The sequence below is a fragment of the Microvirga subterranea genome, assembly GCF_003350535.1.
Classification (GTDB): domain Bacteria; phylum Pseudomonadota; class Alphaproteobacteria; order Rhizobiales; family Beijerinckiaceae; genus Microvirga; species Microvirga subterranea.
In genome coordinates this window covers 1-23,139 of the sequence record NZ_QQBB01000017.1, presented here as the reverse complement: position 1 = coordinate 23,139, position 23,139 = coordinate 1, and the positions used below count along the sequence as shown (strand labels likewise).

Here is a 23,139-nt window from a genome sequence, read left to right as displayed (position 1 = left end):
CTTCACTGTTTCACGGTCTTGAATTCAGACAGGGCCAGATTCTCACCGAAGTTCGCTACCCAGTCGAACTTGTTGGAGAACCCATACAGAGAGGATGCCTGCCAAACTGCCGCGACGAAATACTGGTCGTGCACATACTTCTGCACCTGTTTCCAAATTTCAGTCCGCTTTGCCTCATCAGTCTCCTCACCAGCCATAGTAACGAGGCGGTCGTATTCTGGATCCTGGGTCACAGAGAGGGCCGAAGAGGATTGTAGGAAGGAGTTCATCTTGCTTGCATCACCTTCGCCGAAATCCCATCCAATAATATAGAAAGGACCGCCGCTCCGGTTCTGCATCATATTGATGAAACGCCCCCATTCGAGGGTTTGAGGGGTGATCTCAAATCCAACCTGCTTCAGCTGCTCATTGATGACTTGGTAGAAGTCGCGATCATTGACGTAACGTCCGTCCGACGTGAACGTGTTCAGTTTGATCGGTGTTTTGCCCTGGAGCAGTTTCTTGGAAAGCTCGGGGTTGTGCTCATAAGGCTTGATGCTGCTGTCAAACTGCAGGACGTTCGGCCCCATTGGTACTCCGAGGACCCGACCGTACTCACCTAGGAGGCCTTCAACCATCTCCTCGGTGTCGAGGGCGTGGGCGAACGCCTTACGCACATTTAGGTCATTGAAAGGTGGCTTGCTCGAGTCGAGCAGGAGCGTATGGACAAGGCCGTTGGGGCTAGCCACAACATGGGCGTTGCTAGACTTCTTGACGCGCTCGACATCGGCAATCGGCAGACGCTGAATGACATCAACTTCGTTCTGAAGCAGCGCGTTCACACGAGTTGAGTTTTCTGGAATGAACGTGAAGACGCCCTCGTCGACATCGGGAGCGTCGCCCCAATAACTGTCGTTCTTAACCAGCGTGAGGGAGGCTCCCTTTTCCCATTTGCCCAGCTTGTACGGGCCTGTGCCCATTGGCAGGTTCGTCAGTTCCTCGGGTGAATGTTTCTCGTAATAAGCCTTAGAGACGATAAAGACTCGTCCGCTTCCGCCGATCGGCTGCATCCGACGCATAAGAACTGGGTCGGGTTTTTTCGTCTCGATCTCGACCGTGTAGTCATCGATCACCCGCACTTCAGAGACCGTCGTGAGCTGCGAGTAGTGCGCGGACGCAAGGTCTTTGTTGAGAATTCGTTCGATCGTGTACTTTACGTCCGCCGCAGTCAGCGGCGTACCGTCGTGAAACTTGACGCCTTTGCGAAGCTTGATTTCCCAGACGGTCGGGGACTTGAGCCTGTAGGCCTCCGCCAGGTGGGGCTTCAGTTCGCCGGTTTTCGGATCAAGCTTGAGCAACGTCTCATAGATCTGCGTCATGACGACCAGGTCGGTGCCATTCGCGCTCATGATTGGGTCGAGTCGGTCCAGGCCACCGCTGAGAGCGACCCGCGCAACAGTCTTCTGCGCCAAGGCCTCTGAAGGAAGGAATGTGCTTGATGCCAGTGCGAGGCCAAGAGTCAGAAACGTGGCCGGTATTGCTTTAAACGACATGCCTTTCCTCCGTTCGCTTGTGTGAGTTCCCATCTGTCTCTCCTCTTTTCCCATGGACCATTCGCTATCGGCCCATGAGCTTGGGATCCGTGATATCGCGCAGACGTTCGCCGCAGACGTTGATTGACAGGACCAGCAAGAAGATTGCGAACCCTGGAAATACGGTCAGCCACCAGGCTGTCTGCATATAGTCCCTCCCTTCGCTGAGCATCTTTCCCCACGTTGGCGTCCTCGTGGGCACGCCCAACCCGACAAAGGAAAGTCCGCTCTCCATAACGATAGCGGTGCCTAGTGCGAACGTCGCAAGGACAATGATATTGGGAAGGATATTAGGCAGAACATGGCGAAGGAGGATGCGAAACGTCGTGCCTCGCATGACGTGCACTGCTTCGATGTATTCCTGCTCGACGATTTGCATGGTCTCAGAGTAGGCGATGCGAGCAAACGGTACCCAGCATCCTAGGGCAATGACAAACACGACAAGGGACACCGATGGGCGCACAATTCCCACGATGGTCACAGCAAGAAGGAAGAATGGAAATGCGAGCTGGATGTTGGTGATGTAGAGAAGGAGATCCACCATTCGACCGCCGCGAAAGCCGGCGAACATTCCGACGAGTACTCCGATGAACCCGGCAAGCGCGACCGCTAGCCCGGACACGAGGAGGGCAGGGCGCGCTCCCGCTACTATGAGAGATAGGATGTCACGCCCGACGGCGTCGGTGCCAAGCCAATGGATGCCTGTCCTACCCTCGAACCCTGGCGGTTTCAGCCGGGCCCGGAGCGACTGTTGGGCGGGATCCATCGGGGCAAGTGCATCGCCTGTAATAGCCAATGCCACTAGGATGGCCAGCACTATCAGGGCGATCGCCAGCACGGCCCGGTTCAGCCTCAGGGCACTGATAGCGCGTGCTACTGCCTCAGTCATTTGTGCCTCAGTTTCGGATTGACCAAGCGGATGGCGATCTCCGCCGCCATGGTGACGAAGACGAAGCCCACCGCCACATAGGCGACGACCCCCTGCACGACAGGGAAATCGCGGCGTTGGATTGAGGTGATCGCGAGACGTCCGATGCCTTCCCAGGCAAATACCGTTTCGGTCAGGACAGCGCCTCCGATCAAGTTTCCGATCTCGAGCGCAAGAAGTGCAAGTACCGGAACCATACCGTTCCGGAGTACAGTCCGACCAATCACCCGTGCCTCTGGCATGCCCTTTGCCCTTGCTGCCATGACATAGCTTTGCGGAAGAACTTCCAGCATCGACGATCGGGTGAGGCGCGCAAGGCTTGGAAAGACGTAGATGGCGAGTGTGATGGCAGGCAGAATCAGATGTGCCGGTGACCCGGTTCCATAGGTCGGGAAGAGGTTGAGACCGACCGCAAAAATCTGGATCAGCAGCAGTCCTACCCAGAAGGACGGCATCGATGCCCCCGTGACGGCGACAACCTGAACGAAGCGGTCGATCACTCCGTCTCTCCAGACGGCGGCAAGTACGCCAAGCGGAATGGCGAACAGACATGCCAGCGCAAGAGACGCTCCCGCGAGGACCAGCGTGTTCGGAAGATGCCTTATGACAATTGATGTCACTGCCTCCGAGTCGAAATACGACCGTCCAAAGTTCCCCACCGCAGCGTTGCCGAGGTACGTCAGGTACTGCGCCGGAAGACTTTCATTCAGGCCGAGTTGCTGGCGGAGCACCTCGCGCTGCTCCTCCGTCGCCTCTTGCGGGAGGATGATACTGGTGGGATCCCCGCTAAACCGAACCAGAACGAACGTGACGGTCAACGCTGACAGGACAACGAGAAGCCCCAGAACGGACTGCCGCAGAAACACCCGGATCAATCAACGCCCTCCTTGTTGCTTCATGGTTTGTCGCCAAACCGCTCCTCGCGCCATTTCAAAGCCGCGCTTGTCCCGCTGCTTTCGAGTACCTGCTGGAACTCGCTTCCTTCTTCATGAGTCACATAGCTGAGGTAGGCCCCCGTCTCACTCCAACTGTCGATGTGGGGCACCATTCCCATGGTTTCGTATGCCCTGTTGATGCCCTTCTTGTTGAAGGTCACGGCTGCAGGGGGGATGGCTTTCAGAGTGGCGACGAGCTGTTCTGTATGCTCCTGAAGCTCGTTTAAAGGCACTACCGAGGTCAGAAAGCCTATATCGAGAGCTTCTGAAGCCGAAATACGCCGACCGGTGAGCAACACATCTTTTGCCCGCTTATGGCCCGTCATCCAGGGCACCATCATGAAGGCAGGTCCCATTCCGAACCGTATCTCGGGCTCACCAAGCTGGCAGTCGTCTGAGGCAATGGTAAAGTCGCATGGCAGCATCAGCTCGAATGCGCCACCAAGACAGTATCCGTGGATGGCTGCGATGACCGGTTTGGCAGAGTGCCAAATCGCCCAACGGGCACGATTGGCAACATTCTGTAGCGTGTGCAGCTTCTCCGCATGCGTCCGACGCGACACCTCAAGCTTCAGGTCGAAGCCCGATGAGAATGCTCGCCCAGCCCCTTTTACAATGATCACCTGACAGTCAGTTTGCTCCCCCGCCCGAATGACGTGATCGCCAATGCTCCTATAGATGTCGGGGGTCAGTGCATTGAGTTTCTCCGGACGGTTCAGCGTGAGAGTGAGGACGCCGTCTTTCAGCTCGTGGAGAAGATGGTGATCCGTCATCGTCATCTCGCTTCCACCTCGAACCAAGCTCCTGTTGCGGAGTCGTAGGTGCCGGTAATGAACTCACCTTCTCCGTCCTGGAGGCGCTTCTTCGCAATTTTATTGGAGCCGGTACGCGGGAATTTGGAATAGTATTGGATGTACCGGGGCACTTTGAAGCGTGCCAAATGGTTACGGGCGTGCTCGAGAACCTTCTCAGGAGGCAGGTCGTTTGTGGTTAATCCCGAACGAAGGATCAGACAGGCTTTGACCTCCTCGCCGCGCTTCTCGTCCTTGACGCCATGGACGGCAATGTCCTCAACTTCCGGAATCGTCGCGAGAGCACTCTCCACCTCCGTAACCGATATGTTCTCAGCACTTCTGCGGATCATGTCCTTGATACGACCGACGATATAGAAGAACCCCTCACTATCACGGCGGGCGAGATCTCCCGTTCGGAACCACTCTCCGTGAAAGGCTGCTTTCGTGGCTTCTGGCTTCTTATAATAGCCCTGCAACATTCCTGGGCCCGCGATGCAAAGCTCGCCGATCTCACCGTCAGGAAGTTCATTCCCCTCTGGGTCAGCGATCTTGGCCTCTCGAAACGGAAGAACCTTGCCACAGGTGCCGATCCCAACCGATCGGTCGTCATTCAGGCGGCACCCAATCGCAAACCCAATCTCGGTCATGCCAAAGGCATCCCTCACAGGCACCTTGTACCGCTTCGCGATCGATGATTGCAACGCCGGTCCCATGCCGAACGTAGCGATCAGTTTTAGCTGATGCTCTTGCTCAATCGGATCTGGTTCGAGCATGGCGACCGGATTAGTCATCCAGGCCATATCATATGCGTAATCGCGGATGCGCTCCCGGAAACGGCTAAGGCTGTACGCGGGCGGGACACAGAGGGCAGCCCCGCTGAATGCCGCCATCGTAAAGCGCCAGAGCGGACCCATGTAATAGAAGGGCAGGTCGCATTGGATCCGTTTAAGACCTGGCCAGGCCTCGGAGACCACTTTTCCGCACAGGATCCAATACCGGTGCGACAGCAAGCATCCCTTGGGCCATCCCGTCGATCCGGACGTATACTGGATGTTGACGATGTCATCGAGTTCGACGTCGTCGGGGGCACGGAAATTCGCCGGGGCTTCGGCCAACTGGCCATTCCAGTGTTGGAAATCGCTGAGCGCCTCTCCCCAAACCGAGACCCTATCCCGCTTCAGGAGTGGAGCGTCCTTCTCGACAGCATAGAGGGTCTCGATTTTCGACGACTCGATGAGGAGGAATTCGGCATCACCGTCGGTGAGCCAGTATTTCAGCTCATCGGGTGTATACCCTGGATTGATTGGGATCATTCGCGCGCCAAGGCGAGCGATGGCGAGCCAGGCCGCAAGACTTTCCGGGATGTTCGGCAGCATGACACCGACATGCGAGCCCTTCTTGACTCCCATTGCAGCAAAGGAGTTGGCCGATCGCGCAACTAGGTCCCCAAGGTCCTGCCAGGACAATGGTGGGCGATCCTGCTCGACGAATACCCATGCGGGGCTGGAACCATATTGAGAGATCGCGTCGTCAAGCAGCGCTCCAAGATTCTTCGGCAGCGGCTCAGCCTCGACGCGCTGCCTGAACTCTTCATCACTTTCGACGACTTTTTCCATCAGCATGACTTCATGATCCCCTTGTCTTCGTGCGATCTGCGAAGAAGCCTTCTTTGGAGCCATAGCCCTCGTAGTTCGTACGGTGGAGCTTGTAGAGTTGCTGGCCGAACCGCGCGGCATCGTAGCGGTCCATCGCCTGACCGATTTCAAGCGCCTCCATTTCCACCCTGACGGCGGTCGGCGGATGCCGTGCAATCAGCTTTGCCACTTCAAGGGCTCTAGGAATGAGGTTCTCGGTGTCTACCACTTCGTTTATCAGGCGGATGCGCTCGGCGTCTCGTGCGCCAATGAACTCCCCAGTGAGTGCCATCCAGGCGGCATCGGCAGGGGCCAGATGCTGAGACAGACGCGTGACGGCGGACAAACCAGCGGCTCCAAACGCAACCTCGGGCAGGCCGAATTTTGATGTTGGATCTGCAATCCGGATGTCGCTGTGCTGCAAGAGGCAAGCCAAGCCCGCTCCCAGGCAGTAGCCGCTGACTGCGCCTACGATTGGCTTGTACCGGCGATGCCGATAAACGTCCTCTTCCCAGCCAGGGCGCGATGGTTCCTCGCCCTCATTCTGGTGTAGGAAAAGGAATGCCTCCAGCTCCTGTTGGCGAGTGCGCTCCGGACGATACTTGTTCTTGATGTCGTCACCTGCGCAAAAGGATCGACCTTCCGCATAGCCTGCGCCGTAAAAGACTCCAGCGCGGGCTTCGGGATTGATCTCGAAATCCTTCAGGAAGTGATAGAATTCCTTGTACGTCTGAGGCGTCAGGACGTTCATCTTCCCATTGTCAAGAACGAAATGGGCGATTTGATCTTCAATATAGTACATCATAGCAATACCTACGTTCCTCCCAGTAGATATTGGCTCTGCCGATCTCGACTGGCAGACAAATATATGTCGTTACTTGTTTTTATCGTTTGAGTGACGCTAACCAGATGCCGTTGTCTTGACAATGAATATTTTTTCATGACTCAATAACCACTGGTTATCGAAGGGTCCAATGGATATTCGGCATCTCAAAGTTGTTGAGACGGCGTGCAAGACGGGTTCCGTTACTGAGACTGCGCGCCTCCTTCATGTGTCGCAGCCTGCAATCAGCAAGACCATCCGCCAATTTGAGGAAGAGATTGGGCTAGTCCTGTTCGAAACCGTTCAGGGACGCATTGTTGCAACGGAACAGGCACATGCGCTTCTTCCGGTTATTGCAGATCTCATGTCAGGGCATGAGAGGGTCAAGCAAAGGATCGAGGACCTGCGAACGGGTAGGAAGGGTCTGATCAAGATCGCCACGGCCCCATCTCTGACAGCCATGCTTGTCGCTGAAGCGATGAGGAGATTCCGGGCAGAGAGGCCGTTCGTTGAGTTGAAGGTCACGGCAACATCCACCCGCGAGGTCGTCGAACGGGTGGCACGAAATGAGGTCGATGTCGGGACCTGTCAGCCCTCTTCAGGAGATGCCGCTGTCAGCACGCGGCTGCTATCGACTGGGGGAGTCATTTGCGTGCTGCCGCAGGAGCATCGCCTCTCACGAAAATCTTCCGTGTCGCCGATCGACCTCGAGGGTGAGGAGCTGATCACGTTCCCTGACACAGAACCTACTGGAGCCAGGGTTTCAGAGGCATTCGTCATGCAGGGAGTTCGGCTGAAGAGGGCAATTGAAATTAACCAGAGCTTCAGCGCTTGCTCGTTCGTCAGCCAAGGGCTCGGCATCGCGATCGTCGACTCGTTTATTCATGCTGAGGGGCATTTTCCCACGCTTGTGGCTCGGCCGTTCGAGCCAGAGATCCCAATCCATGCTCACATGCTGGTATCTAGCATCAGGCCTATTTCGCCCCTCGCTCAAGAGTTCTGCGACAAACTGGTAGAGGTCGGACGGGAGCTCGAGCCGGGGCTTTCTTTCAGTTCGGATGTGCGTGGAGCGTAGTTGAGCGCCAACAGATCCTAGGGCACTTCATGGGATTTCATAGGGTGCGACTAGAGCATCGGACCTTTAAGTGGACGCACTATCGGCGGCTTCAAGATAGCTCCAGGCTTATTGAGATGCACAACTCACCAGATCCAACTTCTCGTCCGTTGCACTAGAACGCGATACCGCCGAAGTAGGTCGCGCGCTCGAACGGATCCTGACACAGGGCGTCCCCGATCGGCTGCTCGAGAGAGCGGCCGTTGCGGGTTTCGCGAACCCACATGATGTGGTCGACGAAATAGTACTCGAGCGTCCAGCCCGGCTCGATCTCGCTGACCAGACATTTGCCGTCGTCTGAATTTCGGTAGGGGTTGTCCACGTCTTCCTCCGGCTTGCACAGACGCATCTTCAGAGGACCAAGACCTATTGCTGCCCTTCTGGGCCACATCGTCTTTGCCACCGTTGCCGGTCTCGGCTGGTTGGCGGGGCTCTTGGCCCTCTCGGGATAACGGAGAACCGTACCCTCGATGAGCAGGTGGGGTGAACGGTTCAAAGGGATTAGAGGCACAACCTGGCACAAAGGGGTTACACCCTGCGCCCCCTGTACCCCCTTCCACCTTCCAGGAGCCTCGCATCGGCCTGCCATGTCCTGTGGTGGACCTTTGCGGCGATGCCGCAGGAGGGGGCTTAACTGCATGGTTGCACCTGCCAACCATGCAACCCTCCCTCCATCGCCTGTTCTCTCGTAGCAGCGTGCCGCTGGCGTGCAGCGTGGCCGGTTCGTGGGAATGGCAAACTGCCTGCTGTAGATCCACCCCTGCGGGGTGTTGTGAAGACAAATCGGTTGGCTGTGCCGGATGCCGCCGGGTCACACGATCAAGCCTCGCGACTACATACGCCTTATCGCACTTAGACTGGGCAGGTCGCGCAGCTGACCCTTAAGCCTAGCCTAATGTAGATGCTCCATATGGGTGTGCTGAATACCACCTTTGCAGGGTTGGTCAGCCAAAACAATCATGTCTCTATTTGTGCAAGTCTTCCTATTCAGCGCTGCTGCATGAGTGGACAGGAAACGTACGTCACGAGGCACACATGGCTACTTTCGTCTTCACTGTCGCCGAGTTCACTGCCTTCCCGACCAAGCCTTTCGCACCCGAGGACGATGTCACCATCGCCGATGTGGGACAGGCCATCGACGGATTGACGCCCGCGGACATCGCAGCATTTGCGGCAGCAAATGTGGACCTCATCGACGCAACGAACGACTCGATATTCCTGTCGACATCGCAGCTCGAAGCCTTGGGGAGCGTGAGGCTCACGGCAGGCGATACGGTTGTCCTCGCCGACACAGGTGCGGAGCTTGCCACCGGCAGCCTCGCACAGATCTCGTCTCTGGCTGCGCGAAACATCGACCGCGTTGACGTGACCGACAACGTGCTGCCGTTCTCCTTTGCGCAGCTCAACGCCCTGCCGGTATCCCTCTCTGTCGGCGATACCATCTTAATGACGGACAGTGGCGCAACGCTCAGCAGCCTTGCGCCGTCCGATATTACGTCGCTTGCATCGCGCGGCGTCGTTGGCTTCAATGCGACCGATAACGCAGTCTCGTTATCTTTGACGCAATTCAACGCTTTCGGCGCAACGCTTGCTGCCGATGACATCGTGACCATCGCCGAGACAGGCGCGGTTCTAAGTGCTCTCACCCCGGTGCAGATCGCAGATCTGGTGGCCCGTGGCGCAGACGTTCTCAACGCATCCGACAATACCCTCTCGCTGTCGCTGTCCCAGTTCGCCGCTCTGGGCTCAATTGGGTTGTCGGCCGACGACACGGTCCGCCTAACCGATACGGGAGCGGCGCTGGCCTCCCTGTCCGCCGGTCAGATCACTGATCTCGCCACCAAAGGTGTCGATATTATCGATGCATCCGACAACGTCCTCACCCTGTCTGTAGCCCAGCTGAAGGCCCTAGGATCCGTCGGGCTTGCCGCCGATGATGCCGTCCGTCTGACGGATGGAGGTTTCACACTGGCCAGTTTGTCGGCCGGCGAGATTGCAGGGCTTACGGCCCGAGGCGTGGATATCCTCGACGCATCTGACAACGCGGTGACGCTGTCCTTGTCCCAGTACCAGTCTCTTGGCGCTCTTCAGATCGCGGCCGAGGACCGCGTGACGATCAATGGAACCTCGGTGTCCGAGCGCATCGACGGACGCGCCAACAACGAGTACATCAAGGGCTTCGGCGGCAACGACCGCCTGAACGGCAACGACGGTAACGACTGTCTTAGCGGCGGCACGGGTAAGGACATCCTGACTGGCGGTCGCGGCGCCGACATCTTCGTGTTCGACACAAGGCCGAGCAAGAAAACGAATTTCGACACGGTGCGAGACTTCAACGTCCGGGACGACAGCGTCTATCTCGACAATGCCATCTTCAAGAAACTCGGAAAGGGAAGCGAAGCGAATCCCGGCAAGCTGAACAAGGCGTTCTTCCAGATCGGCGAACGCGCGGATGATCGCAACGATTACCTAGTCTACAACAAGAAGACCGGCATCCTCTATTACGATGCGGACGGGTCGGGCAGCGCTCATCAGGTTGAGATCGCCAAGTTGTCGAAGAACCTGAAGCTCACGTACAAAGACTTCTTTATCATCTGACTGGCGCATTCAGTGGGCACCGTCAGGTTAAGTGGAGGGTGACTGGGTGAAGGTATATAGAAGGAATGAACAAGACCCGTGATCCTCACTATGCCCGTCACCGCTACCCGGCTGAAGTGATCAGCCATGCCGTCTGGTTGTGCTTTCGGTTTCCGCTCAGCCTTCGCATGGTTGAGGAGATGCTCGCTGCCCGAGGTATCCTGGTCAGCCATGAGACGGTGCGGCAGTGGGCGCTGAAGTTCGGCCAGAGCTTTGCCAACCAGATCCGCAGGCGTCTGCCCGCCTCCGGAGACAAATGGCATCTCGATGAGGTTGTGATCAGCATAGCCGGCCAGAAGCATTGGCTGTGGAGAGCCGTGGACCAGCATGGGGTCGTGCTCGACATTCTGGTCCAGAGTCGACGAAACGCAAAAGCCGCCAAGCGCCTGCTGCGCAAGCTGCTGAAGAAGCAAGGCGTCGCTCCGCGGGTGATGATCACCGACAAACTCGCGAGCTACGCCACTGCAAAGCGAGTGATCATGCCCGGCGTCGAGCATCGCCAACATCGCGGATTGAACAACCGAGCTGAGAACAGCCATCAGCCCACCCGACGACGCGAGCGCATCATGAAGCGCTTCAAGTCCGCCGGGCAGGCCCAGCGCTTCCTCTCGGTTCACGATCAGGTGGCAAACCTCTTCCGCCGTCCCGCCCGCACCAATTCCGCTGATCATAGCCGTGCCCGCGCTCGGGCGTTCCAGGCCTGGACCGAGATAACCGGTGCCACGACGGTCGCCTGATCCAAAAATGAACCTTGGATCGTTGCGAGCCCTCTCAGTAACTTGACGGTACCGTTCCGCTAGCGGTCGTCACCCTCTCCATCCGGTACATGCTTGAATCGTGTAGCTGGATTGCGAGGCCAAGGTCAGCTCGATTACTACGCAGCAGCGAATCAAGTGCGCAACTAAGATTCACTCGGAACCTGGCTTTTACATGCGAATTGACTCCGCCATTTCAGCTAAATGATTCTAGCTAAAGAAGTTTCCCACTGCTGAATCGATCTATTGTGAATGGATTCTTGACGCGCGACTCCACAGCCACCTCAGAATCGGGCATCTCTCGATATGGCACGAGTCTAATGGGTGCATGCCATGCCTGACGCAAAGCAGATCGAGCGCGTTCAACGCTTCCGCAAGTCTCGCCGGGAACGGGGAGACAAGGAAGTGAACGTCTGGATTCCAGGGCCTCTGAACACCGCGATCGACCAAGCTGTCGAGAGTGGTCGCTTTAGGTCCCGTGAGGCTGTCATCACCTATGCCCTCGAAGCCATGTTCGCCCAGAAGGATCGAAATGTCGTGACGTAAACTAGGCAAAGCAAAAGGCCCACGAAGCTGGAAACTTCGAGGGCCTTTGGAGACCACCGCGAGGGTGGGCATTCGGAAAGTTGTTGCAAACTCCTTATGCCATCCCGACAAGCTGAGTGTCAAGAGCATCGGTTTCGGTGAACGCTTCTGCTTTGCCCTCAACATGGAGGGTACGATGCAGCTTGCATCGTCAGGAGGCCGGCGGCTGAGACATGCCGCTCTGGCCGCAAGGAAACATGCGCTCGAAGCTGAGCGCACGGTGACACGAAAAGAACTCTCGGCCGCTGCCCGGGACGCCGGCAAGGCCCTCGACCTCAGGCCAGCCCAGCGAGCAGTCCTCTCCGAGCTGGTGGCCTGCTGGGGCGAGCAGGAGTGGGAGCGGCTGCTGGTGTGGCCGTCCAACGACTACCTCATGAGCCGCACTGGCCTAACCGAGAGGGCGATCCGGCGCATCCTGCGCCAGCTGATCGACCTGCAGTTGATCGCGCCCAAGGACTCGCCCAACGGCAAGCGTTACGCGGTCAAGGATCTGGCCGGGCAGGTGGTGGACGCCTTCGGGTTCGATCTGACCCCGATCTATGCCCGAAGAGGCGATTGGGCCGTGATGCTCATGGAGCAGAAGCAACTGCGGGAGGTTCAGAAGCGAGCCTTTGACGAGGTCACCATCTGCCGGCGGGCTGCGGAAGAAGCCCTGGCGGCCTTGGCGGCGCATTTCCCTGAGGTCGACCGCACTGAATTCGAAGGGGAGCTGAAGACCCTGCAAGCCCGCACGCCAGCTCGGTCCAAGGTGACGCTGCCGGCCGATCTGCTGGAGGCTTGGCAGCTGTTAAGAACCCATGCTGAAGAAGCCTTCTATAATGCGGGCAATGCCGGACTCAGAGTCCGTCACTCTGATAACAACAACGGATCTCCTAGTGAGCCTTGTAACAAGGGCTTTCCGAAGAAAGCTGGGGCTGTTCTTCCAACCGAACAACCGCCTGACCATCTATCACCGAAATTGATCCTTGAGGCTTGCCCCACCCTGGGCGACTACGACCAGCCTGTGCGGGATCTGGCCGACATCGTCTCCGCCGGCCGCTACCTGCGCGCCGCGCTCGGGGCGCATGAAAGTGCCTGGGCCGAGGCCATGGAGGACATCGGCACCGTCAGGGCAGCCCTTGCGGTGATCTACACCCTGCAGCTGTACGAGGACGATGTGGCCAGGAACGGCGGCAAGAGCCGGATCAAGAACCCGGGCGGCTACTTCCGCGCGCTCACCCGCATGGTCAAATCCGGCAAGATAGACCTCGCCGTCGAGCTCCTGGCCATGAGGAGGCGAAGGATGTCGTAGGACAGGAGCCGTACGCGTCGAGATGACGGCTGGCCAGCGTGCCGGGTGTCACAGAGGGCGGGAATGGAGAACGAGGAGTGAAAAAGTATGGTGTTGATTTCAACCGTCGTGGGCGGGCTCTTCCTCTACGTGATCTTCGAGCGGTATCTGAAAAAGGCACTGCATCGGACGCAGGACCACCGCAAAGCCATCGAGATTGGAATGGTGACAGCCGCGAGTGCTGCCATGATGCTGGCGGCGGGGAGCCTAACCTACACGCTGACAGAGATCGGCGCTCTTGAGGAGCCTGTCATGGCGCTCGAAATGGCTGCACGAAATCTCCCTCAGGGGAGATAGTAACTACGTGGATGAGGGTAATTACCCAGGGCCCTTGCGCGAACTGGGATTCGCTGATTCCCTGTTGTCATGGGCCGCAGCGATCTTGAGCGTCTGAGCAAGGAAGAGCTGATCGAACTGGTGCTGCGGCTGCAGAAGACCTCGCGCACATCCTCGAAGCCGCCCTCGACGGATCGCAAGGAGCGTCGGGATCAGGCCAAACCCGGTGGCGCCAAGCCGGGGCATGAAGGCCACAGCCGGATCCTCAGCACCACGCCGGATGAGGTGGTCGAGTCCCGTCCTGACCGGTGCTCCTGCTGCTCAGCCGTCCTGATGGCGGTGCGGCCGGCGGAGACGATCAGCATCCACGAGCAGTTTGACCTGCCAGAGGTGGCGCCCCGCGTCACCGAGCATCGGCGCCTGGCAGTACGCTGCCCAGCCTGTAGCACGCGGGTTGTCGCGCCCGTGCCGGACGCCGCAAAGGGGACGCCGTTCGGGCCGAGCGTCCATGCCGTGGCCACCTATCTCAAGACCTTCCAGACCTTGTCGTACGAGCGGCTGCAAAGCGCGTTCGCCGATCTGGTTGGGCTGACCATCAGCCAGGGCGGGCTGATGAACATGCTGCGCCGGGCGCAAGGCGCCTTCGCGTCCGAGCGCGAGAGGGCCAACGCGGCGTTGCGCCAGGCCCGGGTCATCGCTTGCGATGAGACCGGCGTCCGGATCGAAGGCACGAACGCCTACCATTGGGTGTTTCGCTGCTCGCAGGCGGTGGTCCATCATGCCTCTCCGACCCGGGGCGCCATCGTGATCCGGACCGTGATGGACGGGCACCGCCCCGATGTCTGGTGTTCCGCGATCGCTATAGCGCGCAGCAGGGCCATGCGGACGCCCACCAGACCGGCCTGGCCCATCTCGCCCGCGACGTCGCCTATGCCGATGAGGCGAGCGAGGATGTCCTGCCATCGCGTCTCAAGCTGTGGCTGCACCGTGCCTTCGCCTTGGCGGAGGGTGTCGCAACCCTCGCCACCTCGACCCTCGGCCGCAAACGCCGGGCCCTGGAGCGAAGTCTGGATGATATCCTGGCCGCGCCAACCTCGTGCGATCTGGCCCGCGACATTCAAAACAAGTTCCGGCGCGCCCGCGATCAGCTTCTGACCTTCGCCCACTGGCCCGGCATGGTAGACGCGACGAACAACGCCTGCGAACGGGCCCTCAGACCCGCCGTGATCCAGCGCAAGGTGACCAATGGCTACCGGGCCATGTGGGTCGCCGAGGGCGAAGCGGACATTCGCACGGTCGTCGACACGGCTCGTCTCCGCCCGGACACAAACACGTTCAAGACAATCCTTCAGACTGTGTCCGCCTGAACCTCAGTGCGGAAGCAAGGGGTGGGTAATTACGGATGAGGGTAGGGGAGAAGCAAGGTCTTAGACGAGCGATTAGTGCCTGTGAGTTGCTAAACTGACATTCCGAACTCAGGGTGCATCACTGTTGTGAGTCATTGCTGCTCAAATGAAGTAGCCCCCGAATTGACCGGACACGATCTCCCACCTCGCTAAGGGACAGGAGTAGTGTTGGTGCTATGACTGGTTCTTCCTCGAAGTTTGAGGTCCTTGATGGACCGCAACGCCGCCGCCGCTGGACCGCCTCTGAGAAGCTGGCCATCGTCCAGGAGACTTACGAGCCGGATGCCACGGTCAGCCTAGTGGCCCGCCGGCATGGGGTGGCGCCCAACCAGCTCTTCCGCTGGCGCAAGCTCGCCGCGCAAGGCGCACTGACCGCCACCAGTGCTCAGGAAGAGGTCGTTGCCGCCTCCGAATACCGCGCCCTGCAGAACCAAGTCCGGGAGCTACAGCGGCTTCTGGGCAAGAAGACTTTGGAAGCCGAGATCCTCAAGGAGGCGCTGGAGGTCGCCACCGGCCCAAAAAAGCAGCTGTTGCGCTCGCTGTCGTGGCCCAAGGGCCGTTCGCGATGAGCGCGGTCTGCGCCACCCTTCAGGTCGCCCGCTCCAACCTCGCCGAGCAGGCGGCAGGTCGGCCGGTAAAGCGCCGGGGCCGTCCTCCTCTGCCGGAAGAGGACCTGGTGGAGGCGATCAAAACGCTCATCGGCAGCCTGCCGACCTATGGCTATCGGCGCGTGCATGCACTTCTGGTGCGCCAGGCTCGCGAGCAAGGTCTGGCGCCGCCCAACCACAAGCGGGTCTACCGGGTCATGAAGGCCCACGGTCTCCTGCTGCAGCGCCATGCCGGCGGGGCCGAGGCGCGCCGACATGACGGGCGCGTGGCGGTGGAGCGCTCCAATCTGCGCTGGTGCTCGGACGGGTTCGAGATCGGGTGTGACAATGGCGAGAAGGTGCGGGTCGCCTTTGCCCTCGACTGCTGCGACCGGGAGGTGCTCGGGCATGTGGCCACGACGGAAGGGATCAAGGGTGAGGATGTGCAGGATTTGATGATCACGGCGGTCGAGTACCGCTTTGGGCCAGTGAACCGTCTGCCAGAGACCATCGAATGGCTCTCCGACAACGGCTCGGGCTACATTGCCCATGACACGAAGAGCCTAGCACGGGAGATGGGACTGGAGCCGAGGACCACACCCGTGCAGAGCCCACAGAGCAATGGCATGGCCGAAGCCCTCGTGCGTACCATCAAGCGCGATTACGTCCGCGTCAGCCCGATCCCGGATGCCCGCACCGTGCTGGACAGCCTTCCTTTATGGTTCGAGCATTACAATAGCCTTCACCCGCACAAGGCGCTCGGTTGTCGTTCACCGCGTGAGTTCATCGCCTCACGTCAACCGGGATCATCTGTCCGATCTTTCAGAGGCAACAACACTCAACTGATTCAGGACTTTGATTGGACCTCAACACATGGCTTGCACAACATGGATGCATGTCCCAAGATACGATCCAGTACCTGGTTCTCGACAGGCTTGATCCGAGTTGCAACATGGCTCGCTACTATGTGCTGTCGATCGAACCCAGCTTGTTCGGTGATGCGACACTGATCCGCGAGTGGGGCCGCATCGGGAGGCCGGGGCAGAGGAGGATCGAGTTCTACGAAAACCAATCACATGCAGTAGAAGCTCTTGAGACTTGGCTCCAACGAAAGCGTCGCCGCGGCTATCTGCTGAGAGGCGAGTAAAGCATGAAAGCCTGGAGTGGCCTCAGCGTAGGATCTTGAGCAGCTCTTCGACAGCTTCAGTTTCCTTGAGACTGCCCCTCTCGTACTGGCGCAGCACGTCCCTAATCTGAGCGCGCTTCGAACGTGAGTTGCTAACCTGCTCATCATGGGCGGCTGCTTGCCTTTGGATCACAGGCGGCAATGCAGGCTTGCGAAAGTAGGTCTGAGCTTTTTGCAGCAGTCGCATGTTCAGCATTCGTCGTAGATGACTCTGATGATCGATATGGGAGCTCTTGAGGCCGGCCCGTGCCTTCAATCCTTAGCAACCGACAGGATTGAGGAAGACAGACTTTGGTAGAAGGATGAGGAGCGGGAAAGCCGCAGTTCGGCCACTAGGGAGGTATGAGCTGAGCTTCGACAGTGCTTGTAGCCAACCGGGCGGAGGGGCGCTGGGAGGATGACACCGGATGGACGAGAGCTTCTCGCCGACCATTTTCCTTTATGGCATGGCCCTCGTGCTGGCTGTGGGAAAGGCGTTCACGCTGACAATCTGTCGGACCCTTCCAAAGCCCAGACCAGGGCTGCAGCAAGAGATGCTGCAGGCTTGGGAGAACCGCAGGCTTCGGAAACAGGCTGTAGCGAATCCAGTCCGGCATCCTCGAAACGAGGAGACGGCGGACAAGCCCTTGAAAAATGCCGAGGCGGCTAAGCGGGAGCCACGCGTCATAGTGCCAGCTTCAGAACAGGGTTCAGCAACCCAACCGGGGTCCAATCCAACTTCTGAAAAGTAGCTTTGGTGTTTGCTGGCGGCCTAACCTAAGCTACCTCCGGCTGATCGGACTTTGCACCTTCGGCCACGATCTCGAGCATCTCGTCGGGTAGCGGCCGCTGCAGTTTGAGCGCCACGTCCGCCGGCGCGGTGAGCCAAGTTTCGTACTCCTCAGGGGTGGTGAGGATCACGGGCATCGCCTTCGGGTGGATTGGCCCGACGACGCCGTTCGGCTCCGAGGTCAGGAACGAATAGAGCAGGTGCTCGCCCTCAACCGGCTCGGCCTTCGTGCCGCGCACTCCTGTCCACGGCCGCCAGATGCCCGCGAAGGCAGCGAGCGGACGGTCTTTGTTGAGCGCAAACCAAACCCGCGTCTTGCGCGGCTTGGTGTCTTTGTACTCGCTGAAGCTCGTCAAAGGGACGAGGCAGCGGTACTGCGGCTTGAGCCAAGCGCGCCAGAAGGGCGAGGACACGTTGCGCACGTTGGTGACTGGTTGGGTGCCCACTTTCGGCGGGGGCGGAAAGCCCCAGCGCATCTGGATCAGCTCGCGCTCTCCGTCAGCCATCCGCACCACCGGCGCCATTTGGTCTGGAAAGATTGCGGGCAGGGGAGGGACGTTGCCGGCGCTGTCGCGGGCAACCTCGAAGGCTCGGCGCATAGCCTCCTGGGTGGTGTAGCTCGAGTAGAGATTGCACACGGGCGAGATCCTCCAGCGGGGCATGGCACCTTATGCGGTTGCGGCGGTTCTCAAATCATGAAGGGACTGGCATGTCTTGGCTTCTGCTCCCCGGACCTTAGCCGAAATGTCTCAAGACGAAATCCCGGCTCTCCTGCCGCGCACCTCAGGCTACCAGTTCGTCCTCTATGGTGATGCCTGCTCCGGCGTGCCCGGTGCTCGGCATGAGACGACGTTCGCCTCGGTCAACGCGGTGATCCGCCGGCTCCAGCCGCAGCCGGAGTTCATCCTATTTCCCGGCGACGAGATCATCGGCCTCACGGACGATGCCGACGCGCTGCGGGCGCAATGGCGGCATTGGCTCGACCATGAGATGAGCTGGCTCGACCGACCGGCAATCCCGCTCTGGCACACCACCGGCAACCACACGGCCTACGACACCATGAGCGAGGACGTGTTCCGCGAGGTGCTCGACCTGCCAAAGAATGGGCCGCCCGGGCAGGAGGGTCTGTCGTACTGGGTGCGCCGCGGCGACCTGCTGCTGGTCTTCGTCCATACGCTTTGGACCGGGCTGGGCGGCGAGGGCCACGTCGAGACGGAGTGGCTTGAGAGCGTGCTCCGCCAGCATGCAGATGCCCGGCACAAACTCGTCCTGGGGCATCATCCCGTCTACCCGGTCAACGGCTTTTCTGGACCTTACCAGCGCGAGATCGGTCCCGAGCATGCCGGCCGCTTCTGGGGCATCCTGGTGGAGCCGGACGTGCTCGCTTACGTCTGCAGCCACATCCTGGCCTTTGACGTGCAGGTGTACCGGGGCGTTCTCCAGATCTGCACGGCAGGAGCGGGGACAGCCCATCGCATGCCCGAGGGGGTTGAGTATCTCCACTGCGTCCAAGCGGCTCTCGACGATCACGGTTTTCGCTATCAGGTCCTCGATACGGACGGGATCGCGCGGGAACGACTGGAATGGCCGATGGCATCGTTCCCCGCCGAACGGTGGCGGGACCTCACCAGAGGAGAGGGGCCTGCGTCAGTCACCGGACGACTACAATCGGGCAGCAGGGTCGAGTTCCGCTTCCGCGGCCGTACGGCGGCCGATGCCGTCAGCTCGGCGCAGACGCTGCTATCCGCCTACTCGCCTGGAAGCATCGCCCCGGTCTGGATTGGGCTGCAGGGACCGCGGCAGACCCTGACCCTGATCTTGGGGCGTGAGCCAAGCCGGAGCCCGCACTACTGGATTGGTCCCAGCTTTCCAGGTGGCGAAAACTTCGACCTGCATCTCGCGATCAACCCCGACATGGGCCCAGGCGGTGTCCTGTTCCGTCCTTGGGGCGAGAGACGGTGGACCTCGTTTGCGGCCGCTTCCGCGACGGGGCTGGAGACGCTGCAGTGGCCGGCCCGGTGGAGCGTCGGGCACGGTCAGCATGGCGGCGCGGACCGACCTTTCGCCGGATCGGATCTGACGGTTTCGGTCTCGATCGGCTAAAGGTTCGCTGGGCTGACAACGGCACAAGGGGAGACTTCGATGCGTTCAGACGTGATGGACGAGGTGGCGACGATCCTGCGCCAAGCCGCTGCCGAGGCCATCCTGCCGCGCTATCGGAAGCTGCTGGCGGGCGACGTCGAGGAGAAGACACCCGGCGAGGTCGTGACCGTCGCTGACCGGGAGGCCGAGCAGATCATCAGCCCCAGGCTGGCCGCGCTGCTCCCCGGCTCACGCGTCGGTGAGGAAGCTGTGGCCTCGAATCCATCGTTGATGGACGGGCTCGACGAAGGCCAGGTCTGGCTGGTCGATCCGCTCGACGGGACCGCCAACTTCGTGGCCGGATCGTCCGCCTTCTCGGTCATGGTCGCGTTGCTGCAGGACGGCCGAACGGTCGCGTCGTGGCTGCTGGACCCGGTGAGCGGTCAGCTGTCGGTTGCCTCCCGCGGCAATGGAGCCTTCATCGACGGCTTGCGGGTTCGTGCGTCGGCGGCATCTCTGACCGCCTCTGAATGCCGCGGTTCCGTGCTCACGCGGTTCCTGCCTGAGGAGCTCAAGGAGCAAGTGGCGGTGGGATCGCCCGCGCTCGCTGAGGTGCTGCCGGGAGCCAAATGCGCCGGCGTCGACTATCCCTCGATCATCCGGGGCTCTCAGAACTTCCTGATGTTCTGGCGTCTCCTGCCGTGGGTGGGCGGATCGAGCGGAATGGGCAGTTCCTGTCGATCCCACAAGCGGAGACGAGGCTTCGCGACCGACGGGACGCGATATCGCCGGGACTGCGCAAACCGGAGATGATCCCGCCTGGTGAAATTGCCGTTGGTGTCCTCCATGTCGTGGCCACGAACTTGGGAGCGACCGACGACGAGGTTGCCCTCAGTGTGTCGCGCCTGCTCGGCTTCAAAGCGACCAGCGCACAGCTCAGAGGCGTCATTGTTCAGACGGTAGAGAGGCTCCTTGCGGAGGGTCGGTTGGTGAGGGATGGGATGATGTTAGTCCTGTCATCCGTGTCACCTGAACCGCCTAGGCTAGGCGTCGGAGTAGAGGGTACGCCCTCGGGTTTGAAGCCAGCAGCTGAGCGGAAACCATAGCGCGGGGTTCAGGGTTGCTTCTTCCTTCCTCCGCCATGTACCAAAGGCGGGCCTCCGCAATCCCTTACATTCCCTGGGCTTCATGACTGCTCGCCGCCGCTTTCTTCTCGCCCCATCGTTTGCTCGCCTGATCCAGCGCGAGAGGGGCGGCCTGCGTCACGTCGAGGGCTTCTTTCCCGAGCAACGGGACCGCTCCTCCTGGGTCCGCCTTGAGGAGAACAGGGGTCTGCTGATCCTCAAGACGGCAGGCCCTCACGGCGAGGTCGAGGAGCAGACTGAAATCCCCGATGACCCATGCCCATGCACTGCTCGATGTCTGCGCCGGCGCGGTCGACTACACCCGGACAGCCCTGCCGATTGGCGAGGGTCAAGCCTTAATCGATGAGATCATCCGGCCCCGTGTCCTCCACCTCGTCACCATAGAGTTTGACACCGGAGACGAGGCGAGGGGGTTCCATCCACCAGAGTGGTTCGGGCCTGAGGTGACGGGAAACCCTCGCTACACCCATCAGTTGATCGCGCTTCGAGGGCTTGCTGCGGCTCCGGAGATCCCGCTGTCCGATGCGGCCCTCAACAGCCTGATCGATACCCTGGAAAACCGCTTCCCCGCCCAGGCGCAGCTAACCATTGATCGGCCTAAGGGGAGGCAGGTGCCGGTGACCCGGGCCAAGGCGCAGACCAGCGGAGAAACCGTCAAGGCCAACCTCGATGAAATCGAGCAGGCGATGATGCGCGAGATGGAGAAGACACTCCAGAAGGGCAGACCCGAGTAGGGGGCCCTGGCGCTGCTTATCGGCCTTGCCCGCGCGGCGTCGCTGATGTGCACAGCCTTTCCTCAGAAGCACATTCCGAGACCAGCATCCTCCTCCACTACGTCGGCCGCGTCTGGTTCTCTCAGATCCGCGTGGGCCGGGATTTCCACCGGGTCGAGATCAAGGGATGAGGGCATAGGATGCTGGTAAGCCTCAGGATGCGCCGGATCTCGCCTCCGACCCCATAGAGCGGTTGCTCTCGATATCTGAGGAGGCGTAGGCAGCGAGGAGGTCTCAAAGAACATATCCCACTTCGTGAGCCTCTCGGCCTCCTCATCTGCCTGATTGTTGGGTTCGGAGATTGCACCGAGACCAGCTGTGGGCGCATGGACTTCGTTGGTCCTCGTGGCCTCTACGGGGTTTGCGTTGTTCGTCGGCATCGCAGTCTCGTCAGCCGCGACCGCAGGGACGTCGGCCGGAGCGACAAACGCGAAATCCGCAGTCCAGCCCTTGCTTTTCCCGGCATAGTGCTTGCCCGCCGTGACTTTGCTGCTGTGGCCGGCGAGGAGCGCGATCGTAGCCGCGTCGTATCCGGCCGCCTTCCAGGTAGCCATGGCGACATGCCGGAAAGAATAGGGGCAGATTCTCCTGTTTATGACGCGGATGCTCAGCCGCGCAAGGCGCTGGCGAGCCACGTGATAGAATGCGTCGAAGCCACCTTTGGCGTCGATCAGGGACCTCTGAACGCTGATAAATTCGGCCACGAGGTGCAGAAATCCGGCCTCGGCACTACTGAGATCGATTCCCCGCGTGTCCCGCCCGGCGCGGCCATTGCTGTTCTTGGCGCAGGGTACGAGGAGGGTGGCGCCAGAAATCTGAAATCCGATGCCTTCGATAGGACGAAACCCCAGGCTTGGAGCCAGCCGCGCATACAGCAGGAGATACCGGTCAATGTCGTCGGCTTTTGGTCCCTGAACTTTCTGCGCCAGCGCCTCAATCAGGACGGCAGCCTCCGTTCTGGTCAGATTGCGCACCTTCTTGGCTCCGGTCCTCGGTGCGGACGGGCGCTGCCTGCTATCGAACAAGGCGGCTGCAATCGTCGCCTGCGCGGTGACGAGAACGTCCTCGGAGATCTCGTTCGACTGCCGCAGCTTGTCGAGGATTGTGAGGTGCTCCTGCCAGTAGCGGCGAGCCGTCCTCGCCTTGAGCACCGGCTCGCTCTCACGGACCGCAACCAGCGCCTTGGCCGGGCACGCAATCTCAGGGAACAGCCGCCGTGCCCGGCGCAAGTGCCGCTCGCCCTCCTCGAGGTAGACTTCCTCAGTCTTGCTGGTGCGCGTCGGTACTGGAAAGGGATTCAGCGAGTTCACAACCGGTCTCCGCGTTGGTGAACAGCTATTGTCCTGGGCGTGCCAGCAAGCCACAACGGACAGAGAGGATGTGATTGGCTCGGATGAAGAGGCGGAGGCTTTTGGTCGAAGCTGACGAGCCTTGAGGAGGCTAGAGATTGTACGGTTTCAGCTGCCGGCGGAGCAGATTTTGATGCTGAACTCCGCCTTCGTTGGCACATTCTGTCCGTTAAATTCACATTATATCAATTTTTGCACTACTATGTCACTTATCGTATAATCATGTCGCGCACTGTCCCATTATGTCGCATATTGTCTTATAGAGGGTAAGGGTAAGTGATTGTGTATCACGTCATATGGCGCAGGTTTGAAAGTCCATTTGAGCATCTCGCTTGTATGGCTCTTGGTGGCCCACGTGAGCGATTTGGTCCTGACCCGTCAAACTGGTCCATTCGGAGGACAACTTTTCCGGGCATTTTGATCCTTGAGGAGGGTCAGTGCCATGAAGAGGTCACGGTAT

At 59.8% G+C, this 23,139-nt stretch carries 20 protein-coding genes, 2 pseudogenes and 1 riboswitch; of the genes and pseudogenes, 12 read left to right on the top strand and 10 right to left on the bottom strand.

All coding sequences use genetic code 11. The annotated features are described in order from the left end of the window. Nucleotides 1-2: 2 nt before the first annotated feature. The 6 genes from DES45_RS23145 to DES45_RS23120 form a co-directional block, all read right to left on the bottom strand. Nucleotides 3-1,532, bottom strand: a complete 1,530-nt coding sequence (locus DES45_RS23145; protein WP_114773066.1) for an ABC transporter substrate-binding protein — start codon at nt 1,530-1,532, stop codon at nt 3-5. A 64-nt stretch (nt 1,533-1,596) separates the two neighbouring features. Then, on the bottom strand, nt 1,597-2,460 hold the full coding sequence (locus DES45_RS23140) for an ABC transporter permease (RefSeq protein ID WP_114773063.1): 864 nt from the start codon (nt 2,458-2,460) through the stop codon (nt 1,597-1,599). After that, a complete protein-coding gene (locus DES45_RS23135) occupies nt 2,457-3,365 on the bottom strand; it encodes an ABC transporter permease (RefSeq protein ID WP_245571860.1) in 909 nt (302 codons plus the stop codon). The genes DES45_RS23140 and DES45_RS23135 overlap by 4 nt, the downstream gene beginning before the upstream one ends. A gap of 29 nt (nt 3,366-3,394) precedes the next feature. After that, the gene (locus DES45_RS23130) at nt 3,395-4,213 is read right to left on the bottom strand and encodes an enoyl-CoA hydratase/isomerase family protein (protein ID WP_245571856.1); all 819 of its coding nucleotides are present in this window, start codon (nt 4,211-4,213) and stop codon (nt 3,395-3,397) included. Further along, nucleotides 4,210-5,850 (bottom strand): class I adenylate-forming enzyme family protein, encoded by a 1,641-nt coding sequence (locus tag DES45_RS23125; RefSeq protein WP_245571855.1) that lies wholly within the window; start codon nt 5,848-5,850, stop codon nt 4,210-4,212. The genes DES45_RS23130 and DES45_RS23125 overlap by 4 nt, the downstream gene beginning before the upstream one ends. A 4-nt stretch (nt 5,851-5,854) precedes the next feature. Continuing rightward, nucleotides 5,855-6,667 (bottom strand): enoyl-CoA hydratase/isomerase family protein, encoded by an 813-nt coding sequence (locus tag DES45_RS23120; protein WP_114773059.1) that lies wholly within the window; start codon nt 6,665-6,667, stop codon nt 5,855-5,857. Nucleotides 6,668-6,836: 169 nt separating this feature from the next. Here DES45_RS23120 and DES45_RS23115 point away from each other — a divergent pair, with 169 nt between their 5' ends. Then, nucleotides 6,837-7,760 carry a LysR family transcriptional regulator gene (locus DES45_RS23115; RefSeq protein WP_114773057.1) on the top strand — a complete coding sequence of 308 codons (924 nt, stop codon included), beginning with the start codon at nt 6,837-6,839 and terminating at the stop codon, nt 7,758-7,760. Between the two features lie 154 nt (nt 7,761-7,914). Here the strand turns inward: DES45_RS23115 and DES45_RS23110 are convergent, their stop codons facing one another. Beyond that, entirely contained in the window at nt 7,915-8,121 is a 207-nt protein-coding gene (locus tag DES45_RS23110) for a hypothetical protein (RefSeq protein WP_147282488.1), read from the bottom strand. A 36-nt stretch (nt 8,122-8,157) separates the two neighbouring features. Beyond that, a riboswitch (SAM-I-IV-variant riboswitch) is annotated at nt 8,158-8,256 on the bottom strand. Nucleotides 8,257-8,834: 578 nt separating this feature from the next. Between DES45_RS23110 and DES45_RS23105 the strand changes: the two genes are divergently transcribed. The 8 genes and pseudogenes from DES45_RS23105 (at nt 8,835) to DES45_RS23070 (ending at nt 16,522) form a co-directional block, all read left to right on the top strand. Then, the gene (locus tag DES45_RS23105) at nt 8,835-10,397 is read left to right on the top strand and encodes a calcium-binding protein (protein ID WP_114773053.1); all 1,563 of its coding nucleotides are present in this window, start codon (nt 8,835-8,837) and stop codon (nt 10,395-10,397) included. A gap of 65 nt (nt 10,398-10,462) precedes the next feature. After that, the gene (locus tag DES45_RS23100; protein WP_114773051.1) at nt 10,463-11,173 is read left to right on the top strand and encodes an IS6 family transposase; all 711 of its coding nucleotides are present in this window, start codon (nt 10,463-10,465) and stop codon (nt 11,171-11,173) included. A 351-nt stretch (nt 11,174-11,524) separates the two neighbouring features. Continuing rightward, the gene (locus DES45_RS23095) at nt 11,525-11,737 is read left to right on the top strand and encodes a hypothetical protein (protein ID WP_114773049.1); all 213 of its coding nucleotides are present in this window, start codon (nt 11,525-11,527) and stop codon (nt 11,735-11,737) included. 175 nt (nt 11,738-11,912) lie between these two features. After that, the gene (gene repC, locus DES45_RS23090; RefSeq protein ID WP_114773109.1) at nt 11,913-13,067 is read left to right on the top strand and encodes a plasmid replication protein RepC; all 1,155 of its coding nucleotides are present in this window, start codon (nt 11,913-11,915) and stop codon (nt 13,065-13,067) included. An 87-nt stretch (nt 13,068-13,154) separates the two neighbouring features. Beyond that, the gene (locus tag DES45_RS23085) at nt 13,155-13,403 is read left to right on the top strand and encodes a hypothetical protein (RefSeq protein ID WP_114773047.1); all 249 of its coding nucleotides are present in this window, start codon (nt 13,155-13,157) and stop codon (nt 13,401-13,403) included. Nucleotides 13,404-13,472: 69 nt separating this feature from the next. After that, a pseudogene (gene tnpC / locus DES45_RS23080) lies at nt 13,473-14,749 on the top strand (IS66 family transposase). Between the two features lie 215 nt (nt 14,750-14,964). Beyond that, a pseudogene (locus tag DES45_RS23075) lies at nt 14,965-16,172 on the top strand (IS3 family transposase); the annotation flags it as partial. 98 nt (nt 16,173-16,270) lie between these two features. Then, entirely contained in the window at nt 16,271-16,522 is a 252-nt protein-coding gene (locus DES45_RS23070; protein ID WP_114773045.1) for a WGR domain-containing protein, read from the top strand. A 22-nt stretch (nt 16,523-16,544) separates the two neighbouring features. Here the strand turns inward: DES45_RS23070 and DES45_RS25315 are convergent, their stop codons facing one another. Together DES45_RS25315 and DES45_RS23060 are read right to left on the bottom strand one after the other, a co-directional pair. Then, on the bottom strand, nt 16,545-16,748 hold the full coding sequence (locus tag DES45_RS25315; protein WP_170151615.1) for a hypothetical protein: 204 nt from the start codon (nt 16,746-16,748) through the stop codon (nt 16,545-16,547). Nucleotides 16,749-17,317: 569 nt separating this feature from the next. Further along, nucleotides 17,318-17,968, bottom strand: coding sequence for an SOS response-associated peptidase (locus DES45_RS23060; RefSeq protein ID WP_114773107.1), 651 nt, complete (start codon nt 17,966-17,968; stop codon nt 17,318-17,320). Nucleotides 17,969-18,074: 106 nt separating this feature from the next. Here DES45_RS23060 and DES45_RS23055 point away from each other — a divergent pair, with 106 nt between their 5' ends. The 3 genes from DES45_RS23055 to DES45_RS23040 all read left to right on the top strand — a co-directional run bounded on the left by DES45_RS23055 (nt 18,075) and on the right by DES45_RS23040 (nt 21,291). After that, nucleotides 18,075-19,433: a metallophosphoesterase family protein gene (locus DES45_RS23055; protein WP_114773041.1), complete on the top strand. Its 1,359-nt coding sequence runs from the start codon at nt 18,075-18,077 to the stop codon at nt 19,431-19,433. Between the two features lie 54 nt (nt 19,434-19,487). Next, nucleotides 19,488-20,225, top strand: a complete 738-nt coding sequence (locus DES45_RS23050; RefSeq protein ID WP_245571854.1) for an inositol monophosphatase family protein — start codon at nt 19,488-19,490, stop codon at nt 20,223-20,225. Nucleotides 20,226-20,805: 580 nt separating this feature from the next. Beyond that, complete coding sequence (locus DES45_RS23040) at nt 20,806-21,291, top strand: CYTH domain-containing protein (protein WP_245571853.1); 486 nt, start codon at nt 20,806-20,808, stop codon at nt 21,289-21,291. Nucleotides 21,292-21,353: 62 nt separating this feature from the next. Here the strand turns inward: DES45_RS23040 and DES45_RS23035 are convergent, their stop codons facing one another. After that, nucleotides 21,354-22,640 (bottom strand): site-specific integrase, encoded by a 1,287-nt coding sequence (locus DES45_RS23035; RefSeq protein ID WP_114773037.1) that lies wholly within the window; start codon nt 22,638-22,640, stop codon nt 21,354-21,356. Between the last annotated feature and the right edge of the window lie 499 nt (nt 22,641-23,139).